Annotated in this window: 16 protein-coding genes; 14 read left to right on the top strand and 2 right to left on the bottom strand. The window is 59.2% G+C overall.

Annotated features, from left to right (window positions below):
* Positions 1–82: 82 nt before the first annotated feature.
* Positions 83–514, bottom strand: a complete 432-nt coding sequence (locus WCA10_RS20830; protein WP_472824450.1) for a YybH family protein — start codon at positions 512–514, stop codon at positions 83–85.
* Positions 515–905: 391 nt separating this feature from the next.
* Between WCA10_RS20830 and dxs the strand changes: the two genes are divergently transcribed.
* The 12 genes from dxs to bla all read left to right on the top strand — a co-directional run bounded on the left by dxs (position 906) and on the right by bla (position 17,079).
* The gene (dxs, locus tag WCA10_RS20825; RefSeq protein ID WP_472824449.1) at positions 906–2,795 is read left to right on the top strand and encodes a 1-deoxy-D-xylulose-5-phosphate synthase; all 1,890 of its coding nucleotides are present in this window, start codon (positions 906–908) and stop codon (positions 2,793–2,795) included.
* A 158-nt stretch (positions 2,796–2,953) separates the two neighbouring features.
* Complete coding sequence (locus tag WCA10_RS20820; RefSeq protein WP_472824448.1) at positions 2,954–4,429, top strand: amidohydrolase family protein; 1,476 nt, start codon at positions 2,954–2,956, stop codon at positions 4,427–4,429.
* Positions 4,430–4,908: 479 nt separating this feature from the next.
* Positions 4,909–5,418: a DUF2127 domain-containing protein gene (locus WCA10_RS20815; protein ID WP_472824447.1), complete on the top strand. Its 510-nt coding sequence runs from the start codon at positions 4,909–4,911 to the stop codon at positions 5,416–5,418.
* A 248-nt stretch (positions 5,419–5,666) separates the two neighbouring features.
* Positions 5,667–7,559, top strand: coding sequence for an acyltransferase family protein (locus WCA10_RS20810; protein WP_472824446.1), 1,893 nt, complete (start codon positions 5,667–5,669; stop codon positions 7,557–7,559).
* Between the two features lie 56 nt (positions 7,560–7,615).
* Positions 7,616–8,398: a GDSL-type esterase/lipase family protein gene (locus tag WCA10_RS20805; protein WP_472824445.1), complete on the top strand. Its 783-nt coding sequence runs from the start codon at positions 7,616–7,618 to the stop codon at positions 8,396–8,398.
* 394 nt (positions 8,399–8,792) lie between these two features.
* Positions 8,793–9,242 (top strand): division/cell wall cluster transcriptional repressor MraZ, encoded by a 450-nt coding sequence (locus WCA10_RS20800; RefSeq protein WP_472824444.1) that lies wholly within the window; start codon positions 8,793–8,795, stop codon positions 9,240–9,242.
* 24 nt (positions 9,243–9,266) lie between these two features.
* Positions 9,267–10,217 carry a 16S rRNA (cytosine(1402)-N(4))-methyltransferase RsmH gene (rsmH, locus tag WCA10_RS20795; protein WP_472824443.1) on the top strand — a complete coding sequence of 317 codons (951 nt, stop codon included), beginning with the start codon at positions 9,267–9,269 and terminating at the stop codon, positions 10,215–10,217.
* Between the two features lie 88 nt (positions 10,218–10,305).
* Entirely contained in the window at positions 10,306–10,815 is a 510-nt protein-coding gene (locus tag WCA10_RS20790; protein ID WP_472824442.1) for a cell division protein FtsL, read from the top strand.
* Positions 10,816–10,920: 105 nt separating this feature from the next.
* The gene (locus WCA10_RS20785) at positions 10,921–13,209 is read left to right on the top strand and encodes a penicillin-binding protein (protein ID WP_472824441.1); all 2,289 of its coding nucleotides are present in this window, start codon (positions 10,921–10,923) and stop codon (positions 13,207–13,209) included.
* Between the two features lie 53 nt (positions 13,210–13,262).
* Positions 13,263–14,774, top strand: a complete 1,512-nt coding sequence (locus WCA10_RS20780; RefSeq protein ID WP_472824440.1) for a UDP-N-acetylmuramoyl-L-alanyl-D-glutamate--2,6-diaminopimelate ligase — start codon at positions 13,263–13,265, stop codon at positions 14,772–14,774.
* Positions 14,771–16,183, top strand: a complete 1,413-nt coding sequence (locus WCA10_RS20775) for a UDP-N-acetylmuramoyl-tripeptide--D-alanyl-D-alanine ligase (RefSeq protein ID WP_472824439.1) — start codon at positions 14,771–14,773, stop codon at positions 16,181–16,183. The genes WCA10_RS20780 and WCA10_RS20775 overlap by 4 nt, the downstream gene beginning before the upstream one ends.
* Entirely contained in the window at positions 16,180–17,079 is a 900-nt protein-coding gene (bla, locus tag WCA10_RS20770; RefSeq protein ID WP_472824438.1) for a subclass B3 metallo-beta-lactamase, read from the top strand. The genes WCA10_RS20775 and bla overlap by 4 nt, the downstream gene beginning before the upstream one ends.
* A 42-nt stretch (positions 17,080–17,121) precedes the next feature.
* Here the strand turns inward: bla and WCA10_RS20765 are convergent, their stop codons facing one another.
* A complete protein-coding gene (locus tag WCA10_RS20765; RefSeq protein ID WP_472824437.1) occupies positions 17,122–17,649 on the bottom strand; it encodes a hypothetical protein in 528 nt (175 codons plus the stop codon).
* Positions 17,650–17,906: 257 nt separating this feature from the next.
* On the opposite strand from WCA10_RS20765, the gene mraY reads away from it, so the two are divergent.
* The gene (gene mraY / locus WCA10_RS20760) at positions 17,907–19,043 is read left to right on the top strand and encodes a phospho-N-acetylmuramoyl-pentapeptide-transferase (protein WP_472824436.1); all 1,137 of its coding nucleotides are present in this window, start codon (positions 17,907–17,909) and stop codon (positions 19,041–19,043) included.
* Between the two features lie 69 nt (positions 19,044–19,112).
* A complete protein-coding gene (gene murD, locus WCA10_RS20755) occupies positions 19,113–20,492 on the top strand; it encodes a UDP-N-acetylmuramoyl-L-alanine--D-glutamate ligase (protein WP_472824458.1) in 1,380 nt (459 codons plus the stop codon).
* Positions 20,493–20,662: the final 170 nt, after the last annotated feature.

The raw sequence follows: 20,662 nt of genomic DNA, 5'->3' as shown, positions 1-20,662 counted from the left end.
GCGGACTGAACTACGGTGAGTCATTGGGTGGAACCCCACCCGGAAACATGGGAGATTGGAGCTTCGTGGTATCAAATCTAATTCAGGAATTAGGCAGCTTGCAGCAATCGCCTGCAGAGGCAGGCTCGTTCGCGCCGGCGTCAAGCGCTACCTTCCAACTGCCGTCCTTCTCTTTGCGCCAGACCGTGATGTACCGGCCCGAGGTTGTCACTGGGTTGCCGGCGGCATCTTTGCTGTGGCCTTCAAAGTGTCCCCATGTATAGCCCATATCGCCTGATGGCCCCATCTGCGCATCGGTGGTGGTCCACGTAAGTTGATAAACCTTAGGATCCCAGTTGGCCGACTTCGCGATGGCCACCAGGCCTTCCAACGGAGCCTGACCGTTGTTCAGCGCGACGCCATCCGGTGCGAACCAGTCGGCAAATGCCGCGCCGCCGCGCGCGAGCACATCCTTGGCAAAGCGCGCGTCCAGATCGAACAGCAACACCTTCCCAGGGTTCGTCGTCGGATCCATCAGGGGGTTCGGCGCCTGATTCGCTTGCGGTTGCTCTCCTGGGAGGGGTATTTGACCCCACGAAGGCCGCGAACTTGCACATGCCAGAAGTCCAACAATCATTACACCGCACAGAAATCCTCGACTTACTGCCCCTGCAAACCGCAACACCTTCATCGGCACACCTGTCTTCCACTCAAAATCGTACACAATCGGGCCGAATCGTGCGAAAGGCAGGTCGGCGTTTTCTCCCATCACAGCAATACCTTAGGGCTCAAATCGCGTCCAACATCACAGCGCCGGAAACTGCCCCATTGGTATACTCTTGGTTGGCAAAGCTGGCTTCTCAAGCGGTAGCCCGATGAGGGCTGATTGCCACGGTCGCCCGGCTTTTCCCGGGGAAAGGGTGAACATGGGAGCATTGCTCGAGACGATTCACTCGCCCGCCGACCTCAAGCTTCTCAATCCCGCCCAGATGACGGAACTGGCCGAGGAAATTCGTGCATTCCTCATCCAGACGCTTTCGAAAACAGGCGGCCATCTCGGACCCAATCTCGGTGTTGTCGAGCTGACTCTCGCGCTCCATACCGTATTCGACACTCCCACGGATCGAATCCTCTTTGACGTCAGCCACCAGGCCTACATTCACAAGATTCTTACGGGCCGCCTCGATCGCTTCGCGACGATCCGCCAGCCCGGCGGCCTCAACGGCTTCATGCTCCGCACTGAAAGCGAGCACGACTGCTACGGTGCCGGCCACGCAGGCACGGCGCTCTCTGCTGCGCTGGGCATGGCCGTTGCGCGCGATCTTGCGGGTGGTAACGAGAATGTGGTTGCGGTCGCCGGAGACGCCGCCTTCACCAACGGCATCTCCTTCGAGGCGCTCAACAACATTGCCGACCAGACCAAGCGCCTCATCGTCGTACTCAACGATAACGAGTGGTCCATCGACCGCAACGTTGGCGCCATCGCGCGCTACTTTCACCGCATCGTCACCAACGAGCACTACAACCGGCTGCACGATTCCGCGCGCCGCATTGTGGAAAAGATTGGCGGCAAGACTGCGGTTGAAGTTGTACGCCGCGCCGAAGAAGCCGCGAAGAGCATGTTGTGGCCTTCCATCATGTTTGAGGAATTCGGCCTGCAGTATTTCGGACCCATCGACGGACACAATCTGCCGCTTCTGATCGAGACATTCAAGTTCCTCAAGGCCGAGAATCGGCCCGTCCTGCTGCACGTGCTCACACAGAAGGGGCGCGGATTCCAGCCCGCCCTCGACGGCCAGAAGAAATTTCACGGCCTCGGCCCCTACGATCCTGAAACCGGCATGACCAAGCCTGCCGGCCTGCCGACCTACGCTGAAGTGTTTGCGGGCACCCTCGCGAAAATTGCCGACAAGGACGAGCGCGTTGTCGCCATCACGGCCGCTATGCCCAATGGCACCGGCCTCGATCTTTTCCGGCCGCACCATCCCAAACGCTACTTCGACGTCGGCATCGCAGAAGAGCATGCGGTGGTGTTTGCCGCCGGCATGGCGACGCGCGGATTCCGTCCGTTCTGCGCCATCTACTCTACATTTCTGCAGCGCGCCTTCGATCCCGTTGTGCACGACGTTGCCCTGCAAAAGCTGCCTGTGACCTTTTGCATGGATCGCGCCGGCCTCTCTGGCGACGATGGTCCGACGCACCACGGCTTGTTCGACATCAGCTATCTGCGCGGCATTCCCGAGATGGTGCTGATGGCTCCGCAGGACGAAAACGAACTCGCCGACATGATGGCGACCTCGCTTACCATCGACGGTCCCAGCGCGATTCGTTATCCGCGCGGTGCCGTGGTTGGCGTCGAATGCAAACCCTATCCGCAACCGATCCCCGTCGGCAAAGCGCAGGTGCTCACCGACGGCTCCGACGTTGCGATTCTCGGACTCGGTCCCATGACGACACTTGCGCGCGAACTCGGCGATCGCCTCGAGCGCGATGGATTTTCAGCCGCGGTCATCAATCCGCGCTTCGTGAAGCCCATTGACCGCGAGATGCTCGCTGTCTATGCGCGCTGCGTTGCAGCGTTTGTCACCTTTGAAGATCATGTCAAGATGGGCGGCTTTGGCTCAGCCGTCATCGAGGCACTTCAGGATATCGGCATTGCCGTTCCCGTTGTCCGCATCGGTTGGCCCGACCAGTTCATCGAGCACGGAAAGATCGAGTCGCTCCGCGCAAAATACGGTCTCACCGTCGACGACGCATATACGCAGGTGCTGCCCCTGCTGCACTCGCGCAAGCGCCGCACGCTGGTCGCGAGTTGAAAACTTCTCGCGAAGGATCGAATGCCGGCGAAAGCCGATCGTCATCTCATAACCTTTTCTTGAGTGCGGCTGAATCAACGAATCATTCTCGTAATGGCAATCGCGTCATCTAACCCGACATGGCCGTGTGCGACAATTCAGTGCGTAACATTTTTCGTATGCGACCAAATCGAATTGTGCTGACATGGATGCTTCTCGCGCTGTCGTGCGGCATCTCGGGCTCAGCGCAGAATCCAGCGCCGGTCGTTCCCAACCCACCTCCGCCGGCCCTCGTTCTCGTCGGCGGCACCATCATCGACGTCACGGATTGGGGCCGCTCCGCGCTCGATCAGCAGAACTCCATCGTCATTATCGAGAACGGCAAAATCACCGACGTCGGCTCGCGATTCCTCATTCCGGTCCCCAAGGGCGCTGACGTCATCGACTGCACCGGAAAATATCTCATCCCCGGTCTCATCGACGGATTTACCGGGATGAACAGCCAGGGGCAGGCCAACGCCGATCTTTACATGGGCGTCACTACCATTGTCGCGAGTGGAGACTACCACCGCGGGCACATCGACTTTTCTGCAAATCCCAGTCCGCATCTTTACCTGCTCGACTCCGTTGGAACCACCGACAACTGGAGTCTGCTGATGGGCCACGGCGAGTGGACTGAGAAACTCCATGAAGGCGCGCATCCCGCGGAACTGAGCCCCGAAGATACCGCGAGACAGATCAATGCCACTGCGCATCTTGGCACGCGCGTGCTCTGGCTGGGGTGGGATATCACCGCTGCCAACGCGCAATGGATCATTACCCGCGCGCATCAGCTCGGCCTTGTCACCTATGGGGAGTTCATCTCCACGCCGTATACGGTGGGCATCGATTCCGGGGTGGACGTGCTGCTGCACATGGGGCGATACGAACTGGGCGTGATTCCCGACGAACTGCAGCGTCCCCTGGTTGGCGATCCCTACGGCGCGGCCGCTTCCACGGCGTACGACTACGCGGAACACCTGCCGCCCACCGATCCGCACTTTCGCAACTACGGCCACTTCATCGCAGCACACCACTCCGCGTTGATGCCCACCTTCAGCCTCTACTACCTCAACCTTCCCAATCATCGCAATCTGTGGACGGAGCCCGCAGCGTCGATTCTGAATCCCGTCAACATGTATATGCCTTCGAATCGCTCGACGGGCGAGCTTGATTATCCTCTCGCGCCCTGGGCGCGCCATCTCCCCAACATTTCGGTACGGTGGATGGAAGAGAGCCAGCGCAAGAAAGCCGATCAGTCGGCCATGCGCTGGTGGCGCATCAATCAGGCCATCTTCAGCGCCTACCCGCATTACCTTGCGGCCTCCGGAGCAGCCATCATGGGCACCATGCCCGGTATATCGCTGCACACTGAACTGGAAATGCTGGTGCGCATCGGACTGTCGCCCCGCGAAGCCCTTGCCGCCGCGACCAATAATTACTCCATTCAATTCGGCTGGAATGAGCTGGGGCAGATTGCGCCGGGCCGGCGCGCCGATATCCTCGTTCTCGATGCCGATCCCACATCGAATATCTGGAATGCACGCCGCATCTCTACCCTGATTGTCGACGGTAATGTGATGGACCGCGAGGCGCTGCTGAAATTGCGCAGATAGCCTCCTCGCGATGGTGTCGGCGGCTGAGCCATCCTTCCGGAAATCCTATGCCTTGTGCCGCCCGGCCATATCGAGCATCCTGGGCAGACTGCACCTCCTGAGTTGCCATCATCCACTGAAAAATGCCTCAATCTTCCCCTGGAACAGGTCGTTTTCGGCCATCGGGGATTCCGACATGAAGGAAAAACGCGATCGGGGTTACCGCGGTTACGAGTATCGTGCGCGCATGAAGCCTGCTTTGTTGCCTCCCCATGGGGGAATTGACTACTCTCATGGAACACTTCAGCGCATCTATTGGAGTCGAGGGATCAGGCAAGACTTTGACCCAGTTCACAAAACATCTCGGCTTGGGCGGTCGGGAAAAGGCTGCTGTGCTTCAGGCGGAGATGGCCGCCCCGCTGCGCTCCGGTGAACTCCCGGGCGCACCCTCACGTAAGATGAAATTGACGGTTCGTTCAGGTTCCGAACTGCCGGAGAGCATGACTGATTCGAATCGGAAGCTCGACCAGGAGCGCCAGAAACACAATCGTTGGCTGGTGCTCATCGCGGCATACAAGTTCCTTCTGGCCCTGATGTTTATTGCGGTCGGCGTGGGTGCGTTGCGTCTTCTGCACAAGGACATCGACGACGTCATCAGTCATCTGGGCGATCTGCTCCGGTTCAACCCTGAATCCAAATTCGTCAACTTCCTCTACGACAGGGCATCCCTCGTCAACGATCCGCTTCTCAAGCGAATCGGCGCCCTGGCCTTCAGCTACGCCGCGCTCGGCCTGGCTGAGGGCATCGGCCTCTATCTCGAAAAAGCCTGGGGTGAGTTCCTCACCCTCGCCATTACCGCATCATTCCTGCCCTGGGAGATATTCGAGATCTTCCACCGGCTCACCTGGGTGCGCGTTGGCCTTCTGGTGGTGAATGTGCTGGTATTCGCCTACTTGATGAACATCGTCTCCCGCCGACGCAAGCCCGTTGAACCGAATCCAGCGGAGTAGTTTCGCTTTTTGTTCCCTCCCCGTCCAGTCCACTTTCCCTTGCTTTCACAGCACCCGTTGCGACTGGGCTCGTTGAGGGCCGGCAAGCGTTGGGCCAGCAACCGCGAGGATATCTGCACCAGCGATTTCTCCAGCGCAGCAGATCATCGGGCAGTCCATTGACACCGAAACTCGCAGGTTAACTTAGAAGAATGCGCAATTAGACGCTTCACAAGAACGCGCTGGTATATCGCCCCGATATTGACGGTTTGAGGGCGGTAGCCGTCCTCAGTGTCATCGCATTTCATTTCGGCATCTTTCATCTGACTGGCGGTTTTGTTGGGGTCGACGTATTCTTCGTGATTTCCGGCTACCTGATAAGTTCCATTGTTTTTTCTGAGGTTGCGGGCGCCCGTTTTTCGGTGATTGGTTTTTATGAGCGGCGTATTCGGCGTATCTTCCCGGCGCTCTTCGCCATGCTGCTCTTGCTCTCAGCATTTGGCGTGGCATTCTTGCTCCCCGCCGAATTGGTCGACTTGAGCAAATCGATGCTTGCGGCCACCTTTTCAGCGTCAAATTTCTATTTTTGGCAACACAGCGGCTACTTTGATGTCCACAATCCGGATCTTCTGCTGCACACCTGGTCACTGGCCGTTGAGGAGCAGTTTTACATCCTTTTCCCGATCTTCCTCGTGCTGGTCCGCCGGTTCTTCGCCCAGTGGCTCAGGGTTTCCGTGGTATTTCTCTTTGCTGCCTCCTTGTTGAGCAGCATAGTGGTCGTGATCTTCAGCCCTGTCACCGCCTTTTTCATGCCATATACGCGCGCATGGGAGCTGCTGCTGGGGACCATGCTATCGCTGGGGATGTTTCCTGAGATGCAATCGCGTTGGATGCGCGACCTGGCTGCGCTTGCGGGGCGGGTCATGATCGCGTGCGCGGATTTCGAGTACACCGGTGGAACGCTCTTCCCGGGTCCGAGCGCACTGCTCCCTTGCCTTGGTTCCGCGCTGATCATCGGGGCCGGGGATTCAGGGCGAAGCGCCGTCTACTCGCTCTTGGCATGGCGTCCGCTTGTGTTTGTCGGATTAATCTCCTATTCGCTCTACCTGTGGCATTGGCCAGTCCTCATCGTCTACCAGATGGGACTGGTTGACTTGAATTCCGAATTCGAGCGGCACTTCGGCGGGCTGCTTTCTGTAGGCCGCTTCGAACACCTTGTGATCTTGCTGGTGTCGTTCGCTTTGGCAATCCTTTCCTGGAGATTCGTAGAACGGCCCTTTCGCAAGGGAAAGTTGCGTCTGGCCGGTTCGCACTTGTTTGCAACGGCCGCAGCGGTCATGTTAGTCTGCGTCGCTTTTTCATCCCTTGTGCTTTCCTCTCGAGGTCTGCCGGGGCGTTTTTCCGCGCAGACCAACCAGATCGCGTCCTATCTCGACCGCGGAGACGCGCTCGAGAGTGCTGAGAAAGCGATGCGTCTTGGAACGTGCTTTCTCGATCAGAACAAGGTAACAACATTCAACTTGGACTCATGCCTTCGAGAAGACCCGGCGCGAAAGAATTATCTGCTGATAGGAGATAGTCACGCGGCGGCTGTCTGGCTCGCGCTTTCCGAATCTCTCCCCAACGTCAATGTCATGCAGGCTACTGTCGGCGGTTGCGAGCCGACGCTTCACCATGCCATGCCCGGCCTTTGCCGCAACGTGATGGATTATGTTTTTGAGACCTACCTGCCCAGTCATCCGGTGCAGGCATTGATTCTTGAGGCGAAGTGGAATGCAGGAAGCGTCGCACCTCTTGAGGAGACTCTGGCGTGGGCCAAAATGCACCAGGTACCAGTCGTCGTCATGGGGTGTGTCCCGTCTTACGATGCACCGCTGGCGCGCCTTCTTGCTTACTCCGTCGCCTGGCACGAGTCTGACCTGGCCGGCAAGCACCTTGTACGCGCGGAGGGCACGCTGGATGCCCGTTTGCGCAACGTCGTGGAAGACAAGTGGCATGTCCCGTTTGTGTCGTTGTACGATTCGCTGTGCGAGGGCGGCACGTGCATCGAATACGCGGATGCTGCGCGGACCGTCCCCCTGATGAATGACCGAGATCATTTCAATCCGTCCGGGTCGCTGTTCGTTGTGCGGCGCCTGATCGCAAGCGGGGAACTGCGATGAGCTCAGCGCCACCAGGGAGCATCTTCGACCGCTGTTATCTCAACTAGAATCCTGCCATGAGCAAAGTACGCAATTTGGGCGTTCTCCTTTTTGTTTCGCTTCTCGCAAATCTGCTTTTTTGGGCAACTGGGGCGCTTTATGTGTTTTATGTGCGCCAGCATGGAGGAGTGGCCCGCTTTATCGAACGCTTTGGTACCCCTTCTCCCATCGCAGCCAACGCCACAATCGAGAGCCGCGTGCGCCGGTCCCTGTTTAAGACGCTCGAACCATCGTCCGCCCAATCTCCAACCGTGTTTCTCGGCGACAGCCTGACTGAATTGTGTGAGTGGAATGAATTGCTCGATGCACCGGTTCTCAATCGTGGCATCAGCTCCGACACCACGGTCGATGTTCTGAATCGGCTCGATACCGTTTTGGCTCTTCACCCCAAAGCCATCTATCTCATGATCGGAATCAACGACGCTGTAGAAGGATCAAGCGTCGCCGCTGCTGCCGGGCGATATCAACAGATTCTCCATACGATCCACAAAGCAGACCCAGCCACCGCGGTCTACATGCAGAGCGTGCTTCCCGTGCTCTCTACGGGATCCTTTGTTGAAATGCTTGGACGGAATGGCGGCCCTCGGCTGAATCAGTGGGTTCGAGAGATGAACCAGACAATCAGTGGCTATGCCGACAACAAATCCTTCTTCTATATCAATGTTCATGACGATCTGTTGGAAAACAACGAACTCGCTGGCCGGTACACAGTGGACGGGATACACCTGACAGGCGCAGGCTACACCGTTTGGAAACGACGAGTCCTGACTTTTCTTATGCGGCAGGAACCAGCGCTTTAACGGGATCGTTCGATCATATAAGCGTGTTTCGCTTTTTGTTCTCCTATATAGCCAAATGAGGTTTTTGAGAAGGGGCTTCCGTCCAAGGTACTCAAAACAATAAACACCATATCTTGTGGTCAGCGTCTGCGCTGCCCTATTAGAAGCTTCCTGGAAACGGAATTCATGCCGGTTTCGCTCCTAACCCCCTAAAGTTGCAGGATTTCGACAGAAATTGCCATTGGTGTGGAAATCTTCGTGGGCTATTATCGTGTCTGAAGTGGAGTGGAGTGGAGCAAAAGGGACCTAAGAGCTTACTTCCAAATCAAGATTACTCCTCTTCAGGGTCGATTCCGAAGCTCCAACCCAGGTTCGGAACCAGCCATAGCAACCCAGGACGAGGCGAACGGAAAGTATGTTTCGAGGCAATCATCCAGCGAAAGTCGATGAAAAAGGAAGGCTTAAACTGCCTTCCGCCTTCAAGCAGCTGGTTGACGCCACCAGTGTAACCCAGTTTTATGTCACCTCCACCGATGGCAAGAGCGCCGAGATCTGGCCGCTGCCCGAGTGGGAGAAAAGGGAGCAGCAGCTCGCCGACTCCAGCACCATGGACGACGCGGTTCGCAAGTATCTCAACGTGACCAGCTACTACGGCCAGCAGGTGGAAATGGATAACCAGGCAAGACTGCTCCTCCCCCAGATCCTCCGCAATGCGGCCCGGCTCGATGGCGAAGTCACGGTATTTGGCATGAGGACGTATCTCGAAGTTCATAACCGGGAGATTTTTGAACAGAATCTGGCGGCCAATCAGTTAACCGCCGACGATCGCAAGGCAATGGCGGAAATTCTTCGCCACAAGAACTAGGGTTCAGCCCCTCAGGGGGAGCACATGTCGAAGCAAAGCGAACGTCATGTGCCGGTTCTTTTACAAGATGCGATTCAGTTTCTCAATGTACGCGCAGGCAGCGTCATTGCAGACTGCACCCTCGGCCTTGCCGGCCATGCGGCAGAAATCGTCCGCCGTCTTGGCCCACAAGGACGCCTGATCGGCTTCGATCGCGATCCAGAGGCACTCGAGCTTGCAAAAGCCCGCCTCGACCAGGTCGCAAGCGAACTCGGTAGCCAGGCGCCTCAAATCACGCTGATCGGCGATGCGTTCAGTTCCATTGGCGACCATGTCGGACCGGCCTCGCTCGACGGCATCCTGGCCGACTTTGGTGTCAGCAGTCTGCAGCTCGACGAAGCGCGTAGAGGATTCAGTTTTATGGCGGACGGACCCCTGGATATGCGGCAAGATACGCGATCGGGTCCCACCGCCGCACAAGTGGTGAATGAGGCGAACGAGCGCGAGCTTGCCGACCTTATTTACGAATACGGAGACGAAAGGAGGTCGCGGAGAATCGCCAGAGCCATTGTTCGCGGGCGGCCAATCGCAACTACCGGGCAGTTGTCCCGGATTGTTGCCTCAGCCGCCCCGGCAATGAAACAGGACAAGATTCATCCGGCGACGCGCACGTTCCAGGCGCTCCGGATTTATGTGAATCGCGAGTTGGACGAAATTCGGACGCTGCTGGAGGCCGCGCCATCGTTGCTTAAGCCCTCCGGACGACTGGTCGTCATCAGCTTTCACTCGCTGGAAGATCGCATCGCGAAAGATATTCTGCGCGAATACGCGCACAAGGGAATCGTTGAGCTGCTGACTAAGAAACCGGTCACCGCCAGCGAAGAAGAAACGGATCGCAACCCACGCTCAAGAAGCGCCAAGTTGCGAGCAGCAGAAAAACAGGGAACAGGGAATAGGGAACAGGGAACAGGATCACAACAAAGGCCCACGCTCTGATTTGTTTACTGCGATGAGTCGAAGAAAAAAATTCAGCAAGATTCCGGCTAGCAGCTAGAAGCTAGCGGCTAGAAGCTAGGAGACGAACATGGCTGCATGCGCTGCGACATTATTCGATACGAAACCCGGATGGACCGCTCGTGTGGCCGAGCGCAATGCCGCACTACTGGCCCAGCAGCCCATGCGCCGCCGCGGAGTGCGCACGCCTGAAGTCATCTTCGCGCACCACATCGACAACACGCGCCTCGTCAAGGCGCCCGATCCGGTGCGTGCGCGCCAGATGCGCATCTTCTCGGCAGCGGCAACCGTGCTGTTTTCGCTGGTCATGGTGTACGGCCTGCAGCACTTCAACGCGATTGAGAACTCCTATCGCATCGAATCGGAGAAGCAGGTGCGCGACCAGCTGCGCGAAGAAAATCGCCAGCTCCGCTTGACCGAAGCTCAGCTTTCGCAGCCCGGACGCATTGATGGCATGGCGCGCCAGCTTGGAATGAGCGAGCCGCAGCCCGGACAGGTTGTCCGCGCAACCTCGCACTTCGACTCGAGCGCGCCGGTGATGGCGCAGAACAATGCGCCGCAGCCAAATCCGGTGAACTGAGCCGCGCCGATTATCCATAAGATACCTTGTCGTGCACATCCTGTGATTCGTCACTGTGTGTCGCATGTCGATACTCTAATCTGAAACTCGAATCGCTGATCAAAAATGCAGGCAGCTCTCCGCGCAACCCGTCCGCTTACCGTCACGCAGCGCGCCACGCCCATGAAGCTGGCGCGTTTTTGGCTTGTTTGCGGTTTCTTTCTCTTCTGGGCTGTTGCCATTGCGGCGCGGCTTTTCTGGCTGCAGATCATTCGCCACAACGATTACGTGGAGCGCGCCGACAAACAGCAGCAGCGCACCTTTGAGGTCGCGCCGCGCCGCGGCATTCTCTACGACCGCAACATGCACGAGCTGGCCATGACCGTGCAAGTTGAGTCGATCTATGCCGTGCCTTCGGAGATCGACAACCAGAAAGATGCTGCCCGCGTGCTCGCCGCCATCGTCCACACCGATCCAGAAGACAGGCTGACGCGCGAGGATCAGATCGAACATCGCCTCGACGAGGGCAGGAGCTTTGCCTGGATCGCTCGGCGCGTTACACCCGAGATCGCCACGAAAATTCGCGCCCTCAATATGAAGGGCATTTATTTCCAGAATGAGTTCCAACGCTTCTATCCCGACAACCAGATTGCCGCGCAGGTCCTCGGATATGTCGGCGTCGACGATAACGGTCTTGGCGGTCTCGAAGGCAAATTCAATGGTGCGCTTCACGGCGTCCCAGGGCGTATGTTCACCGCCATGGATGCCCGCCGCCGCGTGCTTGGCTCCGTCGCTCACGAGCCTGAGCCTGGACAGAATCTGCAGCTCACCATTGACGAGAACATCCAGTTCATGGCCGAGAAAGCCCTCAACCACGTGATGGAAAAGACCCACGCCGACAACGGAACCATCGTGGTGCAGGACGTGCACACCGGCCAGATTCTTGCCCTCGCGATTCGGCCTACTTTCAATCCCAACGATTTTCGCCACACTACGCCGGCTCTGCTGAAGGATCACGCGGTTAGCGACGTGTATGAGCCTGGGTCGGTCTTCAAGCTGGTTACCTACTCCGCTGCTCTTGACTCCAACGCGGCCAAACCCGATGACATGATCGACTGCCAGGGTGGCCAGATAACCCTCGCCGGCCGTGTGATTCACGACGACGAGAGCGATCGCGGCATGGGCGTCGTCAGTGTGACTACGGCGCTCGAACGCTCCAGCGATGTGGCCGCCGTGAAACTCGCGCTCAAGGTCGGCCCCGACCGCTTCTACCATTACATGCGCGACTTCGGCTTCGGTAGTCGCAGCGGCGTAGAGGTCCCCGGCGAAACGCGCGGCTTGCTCCGTCCCCCGAAAAAATGGAACGGCTCTTCGATCGGCTCCCTCGCCATCGGGCAGGAAGTGGCCGTCACGCCAGTGCAGCTTGTTTCCATGGTTTCCACCATCGCAAACGGCGGAACATATCTTCCGCCTCGTGTGCTGATGCCGGATCAATTGACGCACAATGCAAAGCCCGCGGCGCTCGTCCCCGCGGCATTCCGGCCCGGCGAAGACCTGCCCAATCCGCTGCCTCCTGGCGCGCATCGTGTTATCTCTGAGATGACCGCCGCGCAGATGCGCAAGATGATGGAGGGCGTCGTTCTGTTCGGAACCGGCAAGCCGGCGCAGCTCAACGGCTACTCCTCTGGTGGAAAGACGGGCACCGCGCAAAAGGTTGATCCGGCCACACACCTCTATTCGAAGACGATGCACATCGCCTCGTTTGCCGGAATCGCGCCCGTCAACAATCCGGTCATCGCTGTCTCCGTCGTCATCGACAACCCCCGCAGCGGCCCCTCTTACTACGGCACCGCGGTCTCAGCGCCCGTTTTCGCGGAGGTTGCGCAGGAGGTGCTCGAATATCTGAACGTTCCGCACGATATTGAAGTGCGCCCAGCGAAGACACCCCTGCAGCAGGCCAAGGCAGAAAAGCCCGTAGAGGAAGACGACGCGGATGTGGATCAAGCGGAGGTAAATGCGCTATTCGCGGCGGCCAACGATCTGCCGGCCGACGATCCATTGCGCCAGCAAACCGCAGCGGCACCCGCGCAGACAGTGGCAGCACAATCGGACGAGCCCGTGCCTGCCAACGACAAACCCGGCGCATCTGCGCAACCAACAGCATCGAATCAGCCCGCGGTTACGCTCGTTCCGCCGCAGCAGGACCGCGTGTCAACCTACGTCAGCGTCAGCGATGGCAAAAAACTCAGCGTCCCTTCGCTGGTTGGCTTGCCCATTCGCAACGTGATTGAAATGATTGCCGCGGAAGGCCTGCAGGTGGAGATCACCGGCAGCGGCACCGTGCGCGAGCAGGCGCCCGCACCCGGCACCCAGGTTCCCAGCGGCACCAAGATTATCGTTCGCTGCGGACGGTAATATCCCCTTCGTCACGCATCGTGCGCGCCCCCGCCATCTACAATCATCCAGACATGCTTTGGCCCGAACTCATCGCCGAAATCACCGCCGTCGGCTCCTCCGGGACTTCCGGCCAGCCCATCGCCGGCATCGAGTACGACTCGCGCCGCGTTCATCCCGGTTCCGTTTTTGTTGCGATGAAGGGCGGCACCACCGACGGCAATCGCTATATCAATAAAGCCCTCGCCGCCGGCGCCATCGGCATCATCACAGACTCATCGCCGACCTTTGATCATCTCGTTGTCTACAAACCGGACATTGCTGTCGCTGAAGTCGAGCACGGCCGCCGCGCACTTGCCGAAGCTTCCGCGGCCTTCTTCGGCCACCCGGAGCGCAGCATGGCCGCCACCGGCATCACCGGGACGAATGGGAAGACGACGACGGCCTTCCTCGCCGAAGCACTGCTCAATGCCGCCGCGCGCAAATCCGTTCTGATCGGCACCATCGAATATCATCTCGCCGGCGAAGTGCGTCCCTCGCTCCACACCACCCCCGAGTCGCGCGATCTGTTCGAGCTGATGGCCGAGGGTGCCAGTAGCGGCGCTACAGAGCTGGTCACCGAAGTCTCAAGCCACGCGCTCGACCAGGGCCGGGCTTTTGGTATTCCATTCGACGTCGCCGTATTCACCAACCTTACGCGCGACCATCTCGATTACCACCACACCATGGAGCAGTACTTCGCCGCCAAGCGTCTTCTCTTCGACGGCAGCATCTATCCCGCGCCCCGCGTCGCCGTGCTGAACGCGCACGACGAACGAACTCCAGATCTGATTGAAGCCGCCCGCAACGCCGGTTCCGAGACTTGCACTTACGGCATCGGCCTCGGCGACTTCCGCGCCGCGTCGCACACGCTCACTCCCGGCGGCGCCAGCATCCAGCTTGAAACACCCGCGGGCTCGGCGCATGTCACCTCGCATCTCGCGGGCGAAGTGAACATTCTCAACCTGTTGGCTGCCTTCACCGCAGCACATGCGCGCGGCATTCCGTTCGATCAGCTCGTGGTGTCGGTTCCGCACCTCACGCCGGTGCCCGGCCGCTTTCAGCCCGTCGACGGCGGCCAGCCCTTTACTGTGATCGTGGACTACGCACACACCGACGACGCGCTCCGCAACCTGATCGCGCTCGCGCGTCAACTCGTCGCAGAATCCGGAGGCCGCGTGATCACGCTCTTCGGCTGCGGCGGCGACCGCGACCGCACCAAGCGCCCCAAGATGGGTTACGCCGCGGGTGAGGGAAGTGAATTCGTCGTCGCTACCAGCGACAATCCGCGCTCCGAAGATCCGCGCGCCATCCTCAACGAAATTGAGCCCGCGCTCAAGGCCAGCGGCGTCCACTACACCATTGAACCTGATCGTGCGTCGGCGATTCATCTCGCGCTCAAATCCGCTACCTCAAACGACGTTGTCCTGCTGGCCGGCAAAGGCCACGAGAAGGAGCAGATTCTCGCCGATCGCACCATTCCCTTCGACGACTCTGAAATTGCACTCGCCGCGCTGCGCGATTTGGGTTACGGTGGTGTGTCATGAAATTGACCCTCGCAGAGGCGGCGATCGGGGCGGCCGCGGTTCTCGAAGCGCCGTCCAGCATCTCGTGCGCGGGCATGCTTGCTGTCACTGGCTACTCCATTGACTCGCGTACCGCATCGCCCGGCGATCTCTTCTTTGCCGTGCGCGGAGAGCGTCACGACGGACACGACTTCGTAACCGCCGCCCTTGAACGCGGCGCCGTCGCCGCAGTTGTTTCGCGCGCCAAGGCATCAACGTTGCCCGATGCTGCGCTTGCGGTTCCGCTGCTGATTGCGGAAGACACGCTCATCGCGCTTCATGCCCTTGCCTTGAACGTGCGTCGGAAGTGGGGAAAGCGGGTTGTCGCCATCACCGGTTCAGCCGGCAAGACCACGACGAAAGAAGCAATTGCCGCCGCCCTCGGTGCGAAGTTCAACGTACTGAAGTCGCAGGGCAACCTCAACAACGCTTTCGGCCTGCCGCTGCAGTTGCTGCGGCTTGAGCCCGAGCACGAATACGCCGTTGTCGAAATGGGCATGAACCACCTCGGCGAGATCGCTGCTCTCGCCCGCATCGCCTCGCCAGACTGGGGCGTTGTGACCAACGTCGGCACCGCGCACATTGAGAATTTTGCCGAAGGGCAGGCCGGCATCGCCCGCGCCAAATACGAGCTGATCGCCGCGCTGCCTGGAACCGGCGTCGCGTTTCTCAATTGCTCCGATGCATACGCCTCGCAGTTCGGCCGCGATTTTCACGGCAAGGTTGTGTACTTCGGCATCGGCCCTTGCGGTGATCCGGCAATTCTCGATGTAAAGGAAGATTCCTCGGGCCTCGATGTGCGTTTCCGTACCGGTCAACACGAGGGAAGCTTCCACCTTAATCTTCTCGGTGGACACAACGCGCAGAATGCCGTCGCAGGACTCGCTGTTGCGCTTGAGGCTGGTGTACCGCTCGATGCTGCCGTCGCCGCGCTCGAATCGCTCACTCCCGGCAGCAAGCGCGGAGAAGCGTTGGAGATTGCCGGCGCCACCATTCTCAACGACAGCTACAACTCCAACCCCGAAGCCCTGCAATCAATGATTCACACGCTGGCCTTGCGGCCCGCCGAGCGCCGCATTCTGGTCGCGGGCGAAATGCTCGAACTGGGCCAACATGCCTCGATGCTGCACTCGGCCTGCGGCAAGGCGGCCGCCGATGAGGGTATTGATCTCGTTGTGGGCGTGCGGGGCAATGCGCAGCATCTCGCAGCCGCGGCATGCCTCTGCGGAGTCGCTTCCATCTTTCTGCCCGATGCCCCCACCGCGGGCGAGTGGCTGGTGAAGAATCTGCAGCCAGGTGACGTCGTCCTCGTCAAGGGCTCGCGCGGAGTGCAACTCGAACGCGCCATCGAAATCTTGAAAACCCACTTCACCTCAACGGAGAGCCAGTGACTGGTCGTACTCTTCCCCGCATCGTATCTGTATTCATACTTGTGATCTCTGGCCTGCAACTTGCAGCCCAGGTTCTCGCCTCCTGGACAACGCTGCTTGCGCCCTTCCGCATCGCCGGAAATCTCTACTACGTTGGCAGCCAGGACCTTGCCGCGTACTTGATCGTTACGCCCAAGGGCAACATCCTCATCAACAGCAATCTTCAGTCCTCGCCGCCGCAGATCAAAAAGAGCATCGAAGCACTCGGCTTCAAGTACAGCGACACCAAAATCCTGTTGATCAGTCACGGCCACTACGACCATTGTGCCGGCAGCGCGGAGATCAAGCGCGAAACCGGAGCGAAATACGAGGTGATGGCGCAGGATGTTCCTGTTGTCCAATCCGGCGGTCACAACGATTTTCATTACGCGGCGGACAAGACCATGTGGTTTCGGCCTTCGAAGGTTGACCGCATCCTGCACGACGGCGATACGGTGTCGCTGGGCGGCACCACGCTGACAGCGCACCTCACCGCCGGGCACACCAAAGGCACAACAACATGGACACTGAACGAAGCGGAAGGCGACCCCAACCTACGAGGTGAAGTCGTACGCATCCTGCACGTCGTCATCGTCGGTAGCCCCAACGTGAATCCGGGCTACAAGCTGGTCAACAACCGGACCTATCCGCAGATCGCCGCCGACTATCGGCGCGGCTTTGAGGTGCTCAAGAGCCTTCCCTGCGACGTCTTCCTCGGCGCCCACGGCGGATACTTTGACATGTTGGCTAAGTACGACCGCTTCAAGAAGGGCGACAAAAACGCCTTCATCGACCCGGTCGGCTACAAGGCCTACATCGCGGACCGCGAGCAAGCGTTCCAAGCTGAGTTGAAGAAGCAATCTGCCGCGAAGCACTGACCGCATTTCTCAGCCCAGGGAACAAAAAGAAATCGCCAACTCTCACTTGCGATACTCAACCGTCACAGTCTCGAAATTCGCGCCGATTGCCCGGGTGTTGATCGTGACAGTTTCGGGGTGGTTGCCAAAGATTGTCTGGATCAACTTCGCATCCGTGATGCGGATTACGATCATGTTGTTTTCCGTCGACACACCAACAAGGGCGTTTTGAATCTCATTGCCACGCCCCTCGGAATCTTCTTTGAAGACCGACGTCTGCCCAGCTTTAAGCAAAGCCTGCAGATTTCCGTGCGCCGGTTTTGAACCTGGCAATTTGTAGAGGTAGAAGCCGAATGAATATCTTCCCTCAGAGTTCGGAACCGCAACTTGCCAGGTGTATTCTCCCTCGTTGTCGAGAGTCTCCGCGCGATTCCATTTCCACGTGGCGCCCGCGGGTTGTTCCAGAGGAATTCTGAACTCCACGAGGTTCGGCGCGACAGTTCCAACCGTTTTTGCGTTCTGCGCAAACGAGAGCACGGGGCCCAGGAATGCAACAAGAGCAGCGCCAATGGCAATTCCTCGGGGTTTCATAGGTTGAGTATGGCACGAAGGGCATTCGGGCTGAGTGACCGGCTATTCGGAAAATACCGGAACCTCGGGCGGCGTAGTTCTGAATCTCTTGTACGTCCATAGAACGACAAATGGCCTTTCATCCTGTTTTGCAAGGCTGAACTGACAGATCGCCGTTCACTCTCCAGATTCAGAGCCCTTCGATCCACATCCATTGCCTCACCCGCCGCTAGTAGAATCAACCTGAAATCCCGCCTTGATCCGGCATTGGAGTCCTCTTGCTTTACTGGCTGCTTTACGAAAAGCTGTTTCCGTTCTTTCATCCCTTCCGGATCTTTCGCTACCTCACGTTCCGCACCGTCTTTGCCTCGCTCACAGCGCTGCTGATCGCCATGTTCATCGGCCCCTACGTCATCCAGAAGCTGCGCGAGTTCCAGATCGGCCAGTACATCCGCGAAGACGGACCGCAGTCGCATCAGAAGAAATCGGGCACGCCGACGATGGGCGGCGTCCTCATTGTCATCGCCATCCTGCTGCCGACGGTGCTCTGGTCTGACCCGGCGAACCCCTTCGTCTGGATCGCCGTCTGCTCCACGCTCGCCTTTGGTGCCATTGGGTTCGCCGACGACTACACCAAGGTCGTCAACCGGCGCAATCTCGGACTCACCGCGCGCGCCAAGCTCTTCTGGCAGGGACTTGCTGGGGCCGGCGTTGCCGTCGCCCTCATTGTGCTCACGCAGTTCAAGCTGTTCTCGACGCAGCTCAGCGTTCCATTCGTCAAATTCTGGCGTCCCGATCTGCTGTGGCACCACTGGCCCAGCACATTGCCGCATCTCGGCCTTCTTGCGTTTGTGCCGTTCGTCTGTTTCGTCATCTTTGTGCTCATGGGCACCTCCAACGCCGTCAACCTCACCGACGGCCTCGACGGACTCGCCATCGGCTGCACCATCATCGCCGCCGGAGCGCTTACGGTGCTCACCTACGTCAGCGGCCACGTGGTCTTCGCCGACTATCTCGAACTGCAGCGCATGCCCCTCATCGCCGAGCTTACGGTCTTCGGCGGATCGATGGTCGGTGCATCCATCGGATTCCTCTGGTACAACGCCCATCCCGCTGAAGTCTTCATGGGTGACGTGGGCTCGCTTGCACTAGGCGGCGCCATCGGCACGGTCGCCGTCCTCATTCGCCAGGAGTTCCTGCTGCCCTTCATCGGCGGCATCTTCGTTCTCGAGGCGCTCTCCGTCGTCCTGCAGGTGGGCAGCTACAAGCTCCGCAAAAAGCGCATCTTCAAGATGGCTCCGCTGCACCACCATTTCGAGCAACTGGGCTGGAGCGAGTCCAAAGTCATCGTCCGCTTCTGGATCATGGCGCTGGTCTTCGCCCTGTTTGCGCTCACGACGTTGAAACTTCGCTAGCCCTTCCCAGCCATTCACACCCAAGCCTCCCCTCGGCGCGATAAAGTATCCTTGGACAGACCAATCATGATGGAGCTCAAAGGCAAAAAGGTTCTCGTCGTCGGACTGGGCAAATCCGGCTTGGCCGCCGCCATCTTCCTGCGCCGCCGCGGAGCCCAGGTCACCGTCTCCGACATTCGCAGCGCCGAAGCCCTTGCCAAAGACATTCCCGCGCTGCTTGAGGAGGGCATCAACGTCGAGGCCGGCGGGCACGGCCTGCTCACCTTCCGCCGCCAGGACCTCATCGTCGTCAGCCCGGGCGTGCCGCTCGACACACCTGAGCTGGTGCAGGCCCGCAACTTCGGCCGTCCCATCATCGGCGAGCTCGAACTGGCCGCGCGCTTTCTGAAGGGCAAAATCCTCGCTGTCACCGGCTCCAACGGCAAGACGACCACGACCTCGCTGCTCGGCGAAATCCTCGAAAAAGCCGGCATGCCCACCCTGGTCGGCGGCAACATTGGCGTTCCCGTCGTCGCGCTCATCGACGATTCCACGGACGCCACGTGGAATGTCCTCGAGGTCTCCAGCTTTCAGCTCGAATCGACCGAGCAGTTCCACCCCGCCATCGCCGTCATCCTTAACATCACACCCGACCACCTCGACCGCCACGGCAACTTCGAAAACTACGCCCTCGCCAAGGAGCGCATCTTCGCCGAGCAGGACGAGCACGACTTCTGCATCCTCAACGCCGACAACATCCGCGCCGCCGCCTCCGCGAAACGCTCCCGTGCCAAGGTCTACTGGTTCTCGCTGGAGCACGCGGTCGATCAGGGTGGGTGGGTCGATGGCGGCGCCATCCTGTTCTGCTCCGCACCCGGCGCCGCGCCTGAAACCGTCATGCCGCTCAGCACCATTCCGCTTAAGGGCGAGCACAATGTTGAGAACGTGCTGGCAGCAGTCTGCGCCGCGCGCCTCGCTGGTGCCTCCGCCGAATCTATCCGCACCGCCGTCGAACAGTTCAAGGCCGTCGAGCATCGTCTCGAATACGTCGCGACCCTCAACGGCGTCGAAATCTACAACGATTCAAAAGCCACCAATGTCGATGCCACCGCCAAGGCCATTGCCGCTTTCCCCGGCAACATCCACCTCATCCTCGGCGGCAAAGACAAGAACTCCGACTACACCGAGCTCTCTGATCTGCTTCGCTCCCGCGTGAAAGCGGTCTACACCATTGGCTCCGCCGCCGCTAAAATCGAGTCGCAACTGCGCGGCGTCGTCACTATCCACTCCTGCGAAACGCTAGACAAGGCCGTCAGCGCCATCGCCGCCGCCGCTCACCCCGGCGACACCGTCCTGCTCGCCCCCGCCTGCTCCAGCTTCGACCAGTTCGAAAGCTACGAACACCGCGGCCGCGTTTTCAAAGAGCTGGTCAACGAGTGGCGCGGCTGGAAAGTCTGGCAGAACGCGTAGCCAGCTCCAAAATACTGGGCACCCCCGGTCTCGATTCTGAGACCTGGGAGGTTTTCTTCCATCGCACGGCTTCCGCCGAAATTAATCACTTTGATTCACACCGGCGCCCGCCCCCGAATCTCCACAGCCTGCGCGTGAAACCATACCCCCAGACACTTTCAAGTCGAGAA

Origin of the sequence: Occallatibacter sp., assembly GCF_049582745.1 — a bacterium.
Taxonomy (GTDB): domain Bacteria; phylum Acidobacteriota; class Terriglobia; order Terriglobales; family Acidobacteriaceae; genus Telmatobacter.
This window is presented reverse-complemented; position numbering and strand designations above follow the sequence as displayed.

Excerpts from the sequence above, each read along its gene's own strand:
- WCA10_RS20830 (WP_472824450.1), bottom strand. The coding sequence starts at position 514 with ATGGATCCGACGACGAACCCTGGGAAGGTGTTGCTGTTCGATCTGGAC.
- dxs (WP_472824449.1), top strand. The coding sequence starts at position 906 with ATGGGAGCATTGCTCGAGACGATTCACTCGCCCGCCGACCTCAAGCTT.
- WCA10_RS20820 (WP_472824448.1), top strand. The coding sequence starts at position 2,954 with ATGCGACCAAATCGAATTGTGCTGACATGGATGCTTCTCGCGCTGTCG.
- WCA10_RS20815 (WP_472824447.1), top strand. The coding sequence starts at position 4,909 with ATGACTGATTCGAATCGGAAGCTCGACCAGGAGCGCCAGAAACACAAT.
- WCA10_RS20805 (WP_472824445.1), top strand. The coding sequence starts at position 7,616 with ATGAGCAAAGTACGCAATTTGGGCGTTCTCCTTTTTGTTTCGCTTCTC.
- WCA10_RS20800 (WP_472824444.1), top strand. The coding sequence starts at position 8,793 with ATGTTTCGAGGCAATCATCCAGCGAAAGTCGATGAAAAAGGAAGGCTT.
- rsmH (WP_472824443.1), top strand. The coding sequence starts at position 9,267 with ATGTCGAAGCAAAGCGAACGTCATGTGCCGGTTCTTTTACAAGATGCG.
- WCA10_RS20790 (WP_472824442.1), top strand. The coding sequence starts at position 10,306 with ATGGCTGCATGCGCTGCGACATTATTCGATACGAAACCCGGATGGACC.
- WCA10_RS20785 (WP_472824441.1), top strand. The coding sequence starts at position 10,921 with ATGCAGGCAGCTCTCCGCGCAACCCGTCCGCTTACCGTCACGCAGCGC.
- WCA10_RS20780 (WP_472824440.1), top strand. The coding sequence starts at position 13,263 with ATGCTTTGGCCCGAACTCATCGCCGAAATCACCGCCGTCGGCTCCTCC.
- WCA10_RS20775 (WP_472824439.1), top strand. The coding sequence starts at position 14,771 with ATGAAATTGACCCTCGCAGAGGCGGCGATCGGGGCGGCCGCGGTTCTC.
- WCA10_RS20765 (WP_472824437.1), bottom strand. The coding sequence starts at position 17,649 with ATGAAACCCCGAGGAATTGCCATTGGCGCTGCTCTTGTTGCATTCCTG.
- murD (WP_472824458.1), top strand. The coding sequence starts at position 19,113 with ATGGAGCTCAAAGGCAAAAAGGTTCTCGTCGTCGGACTGGGCAAATCC.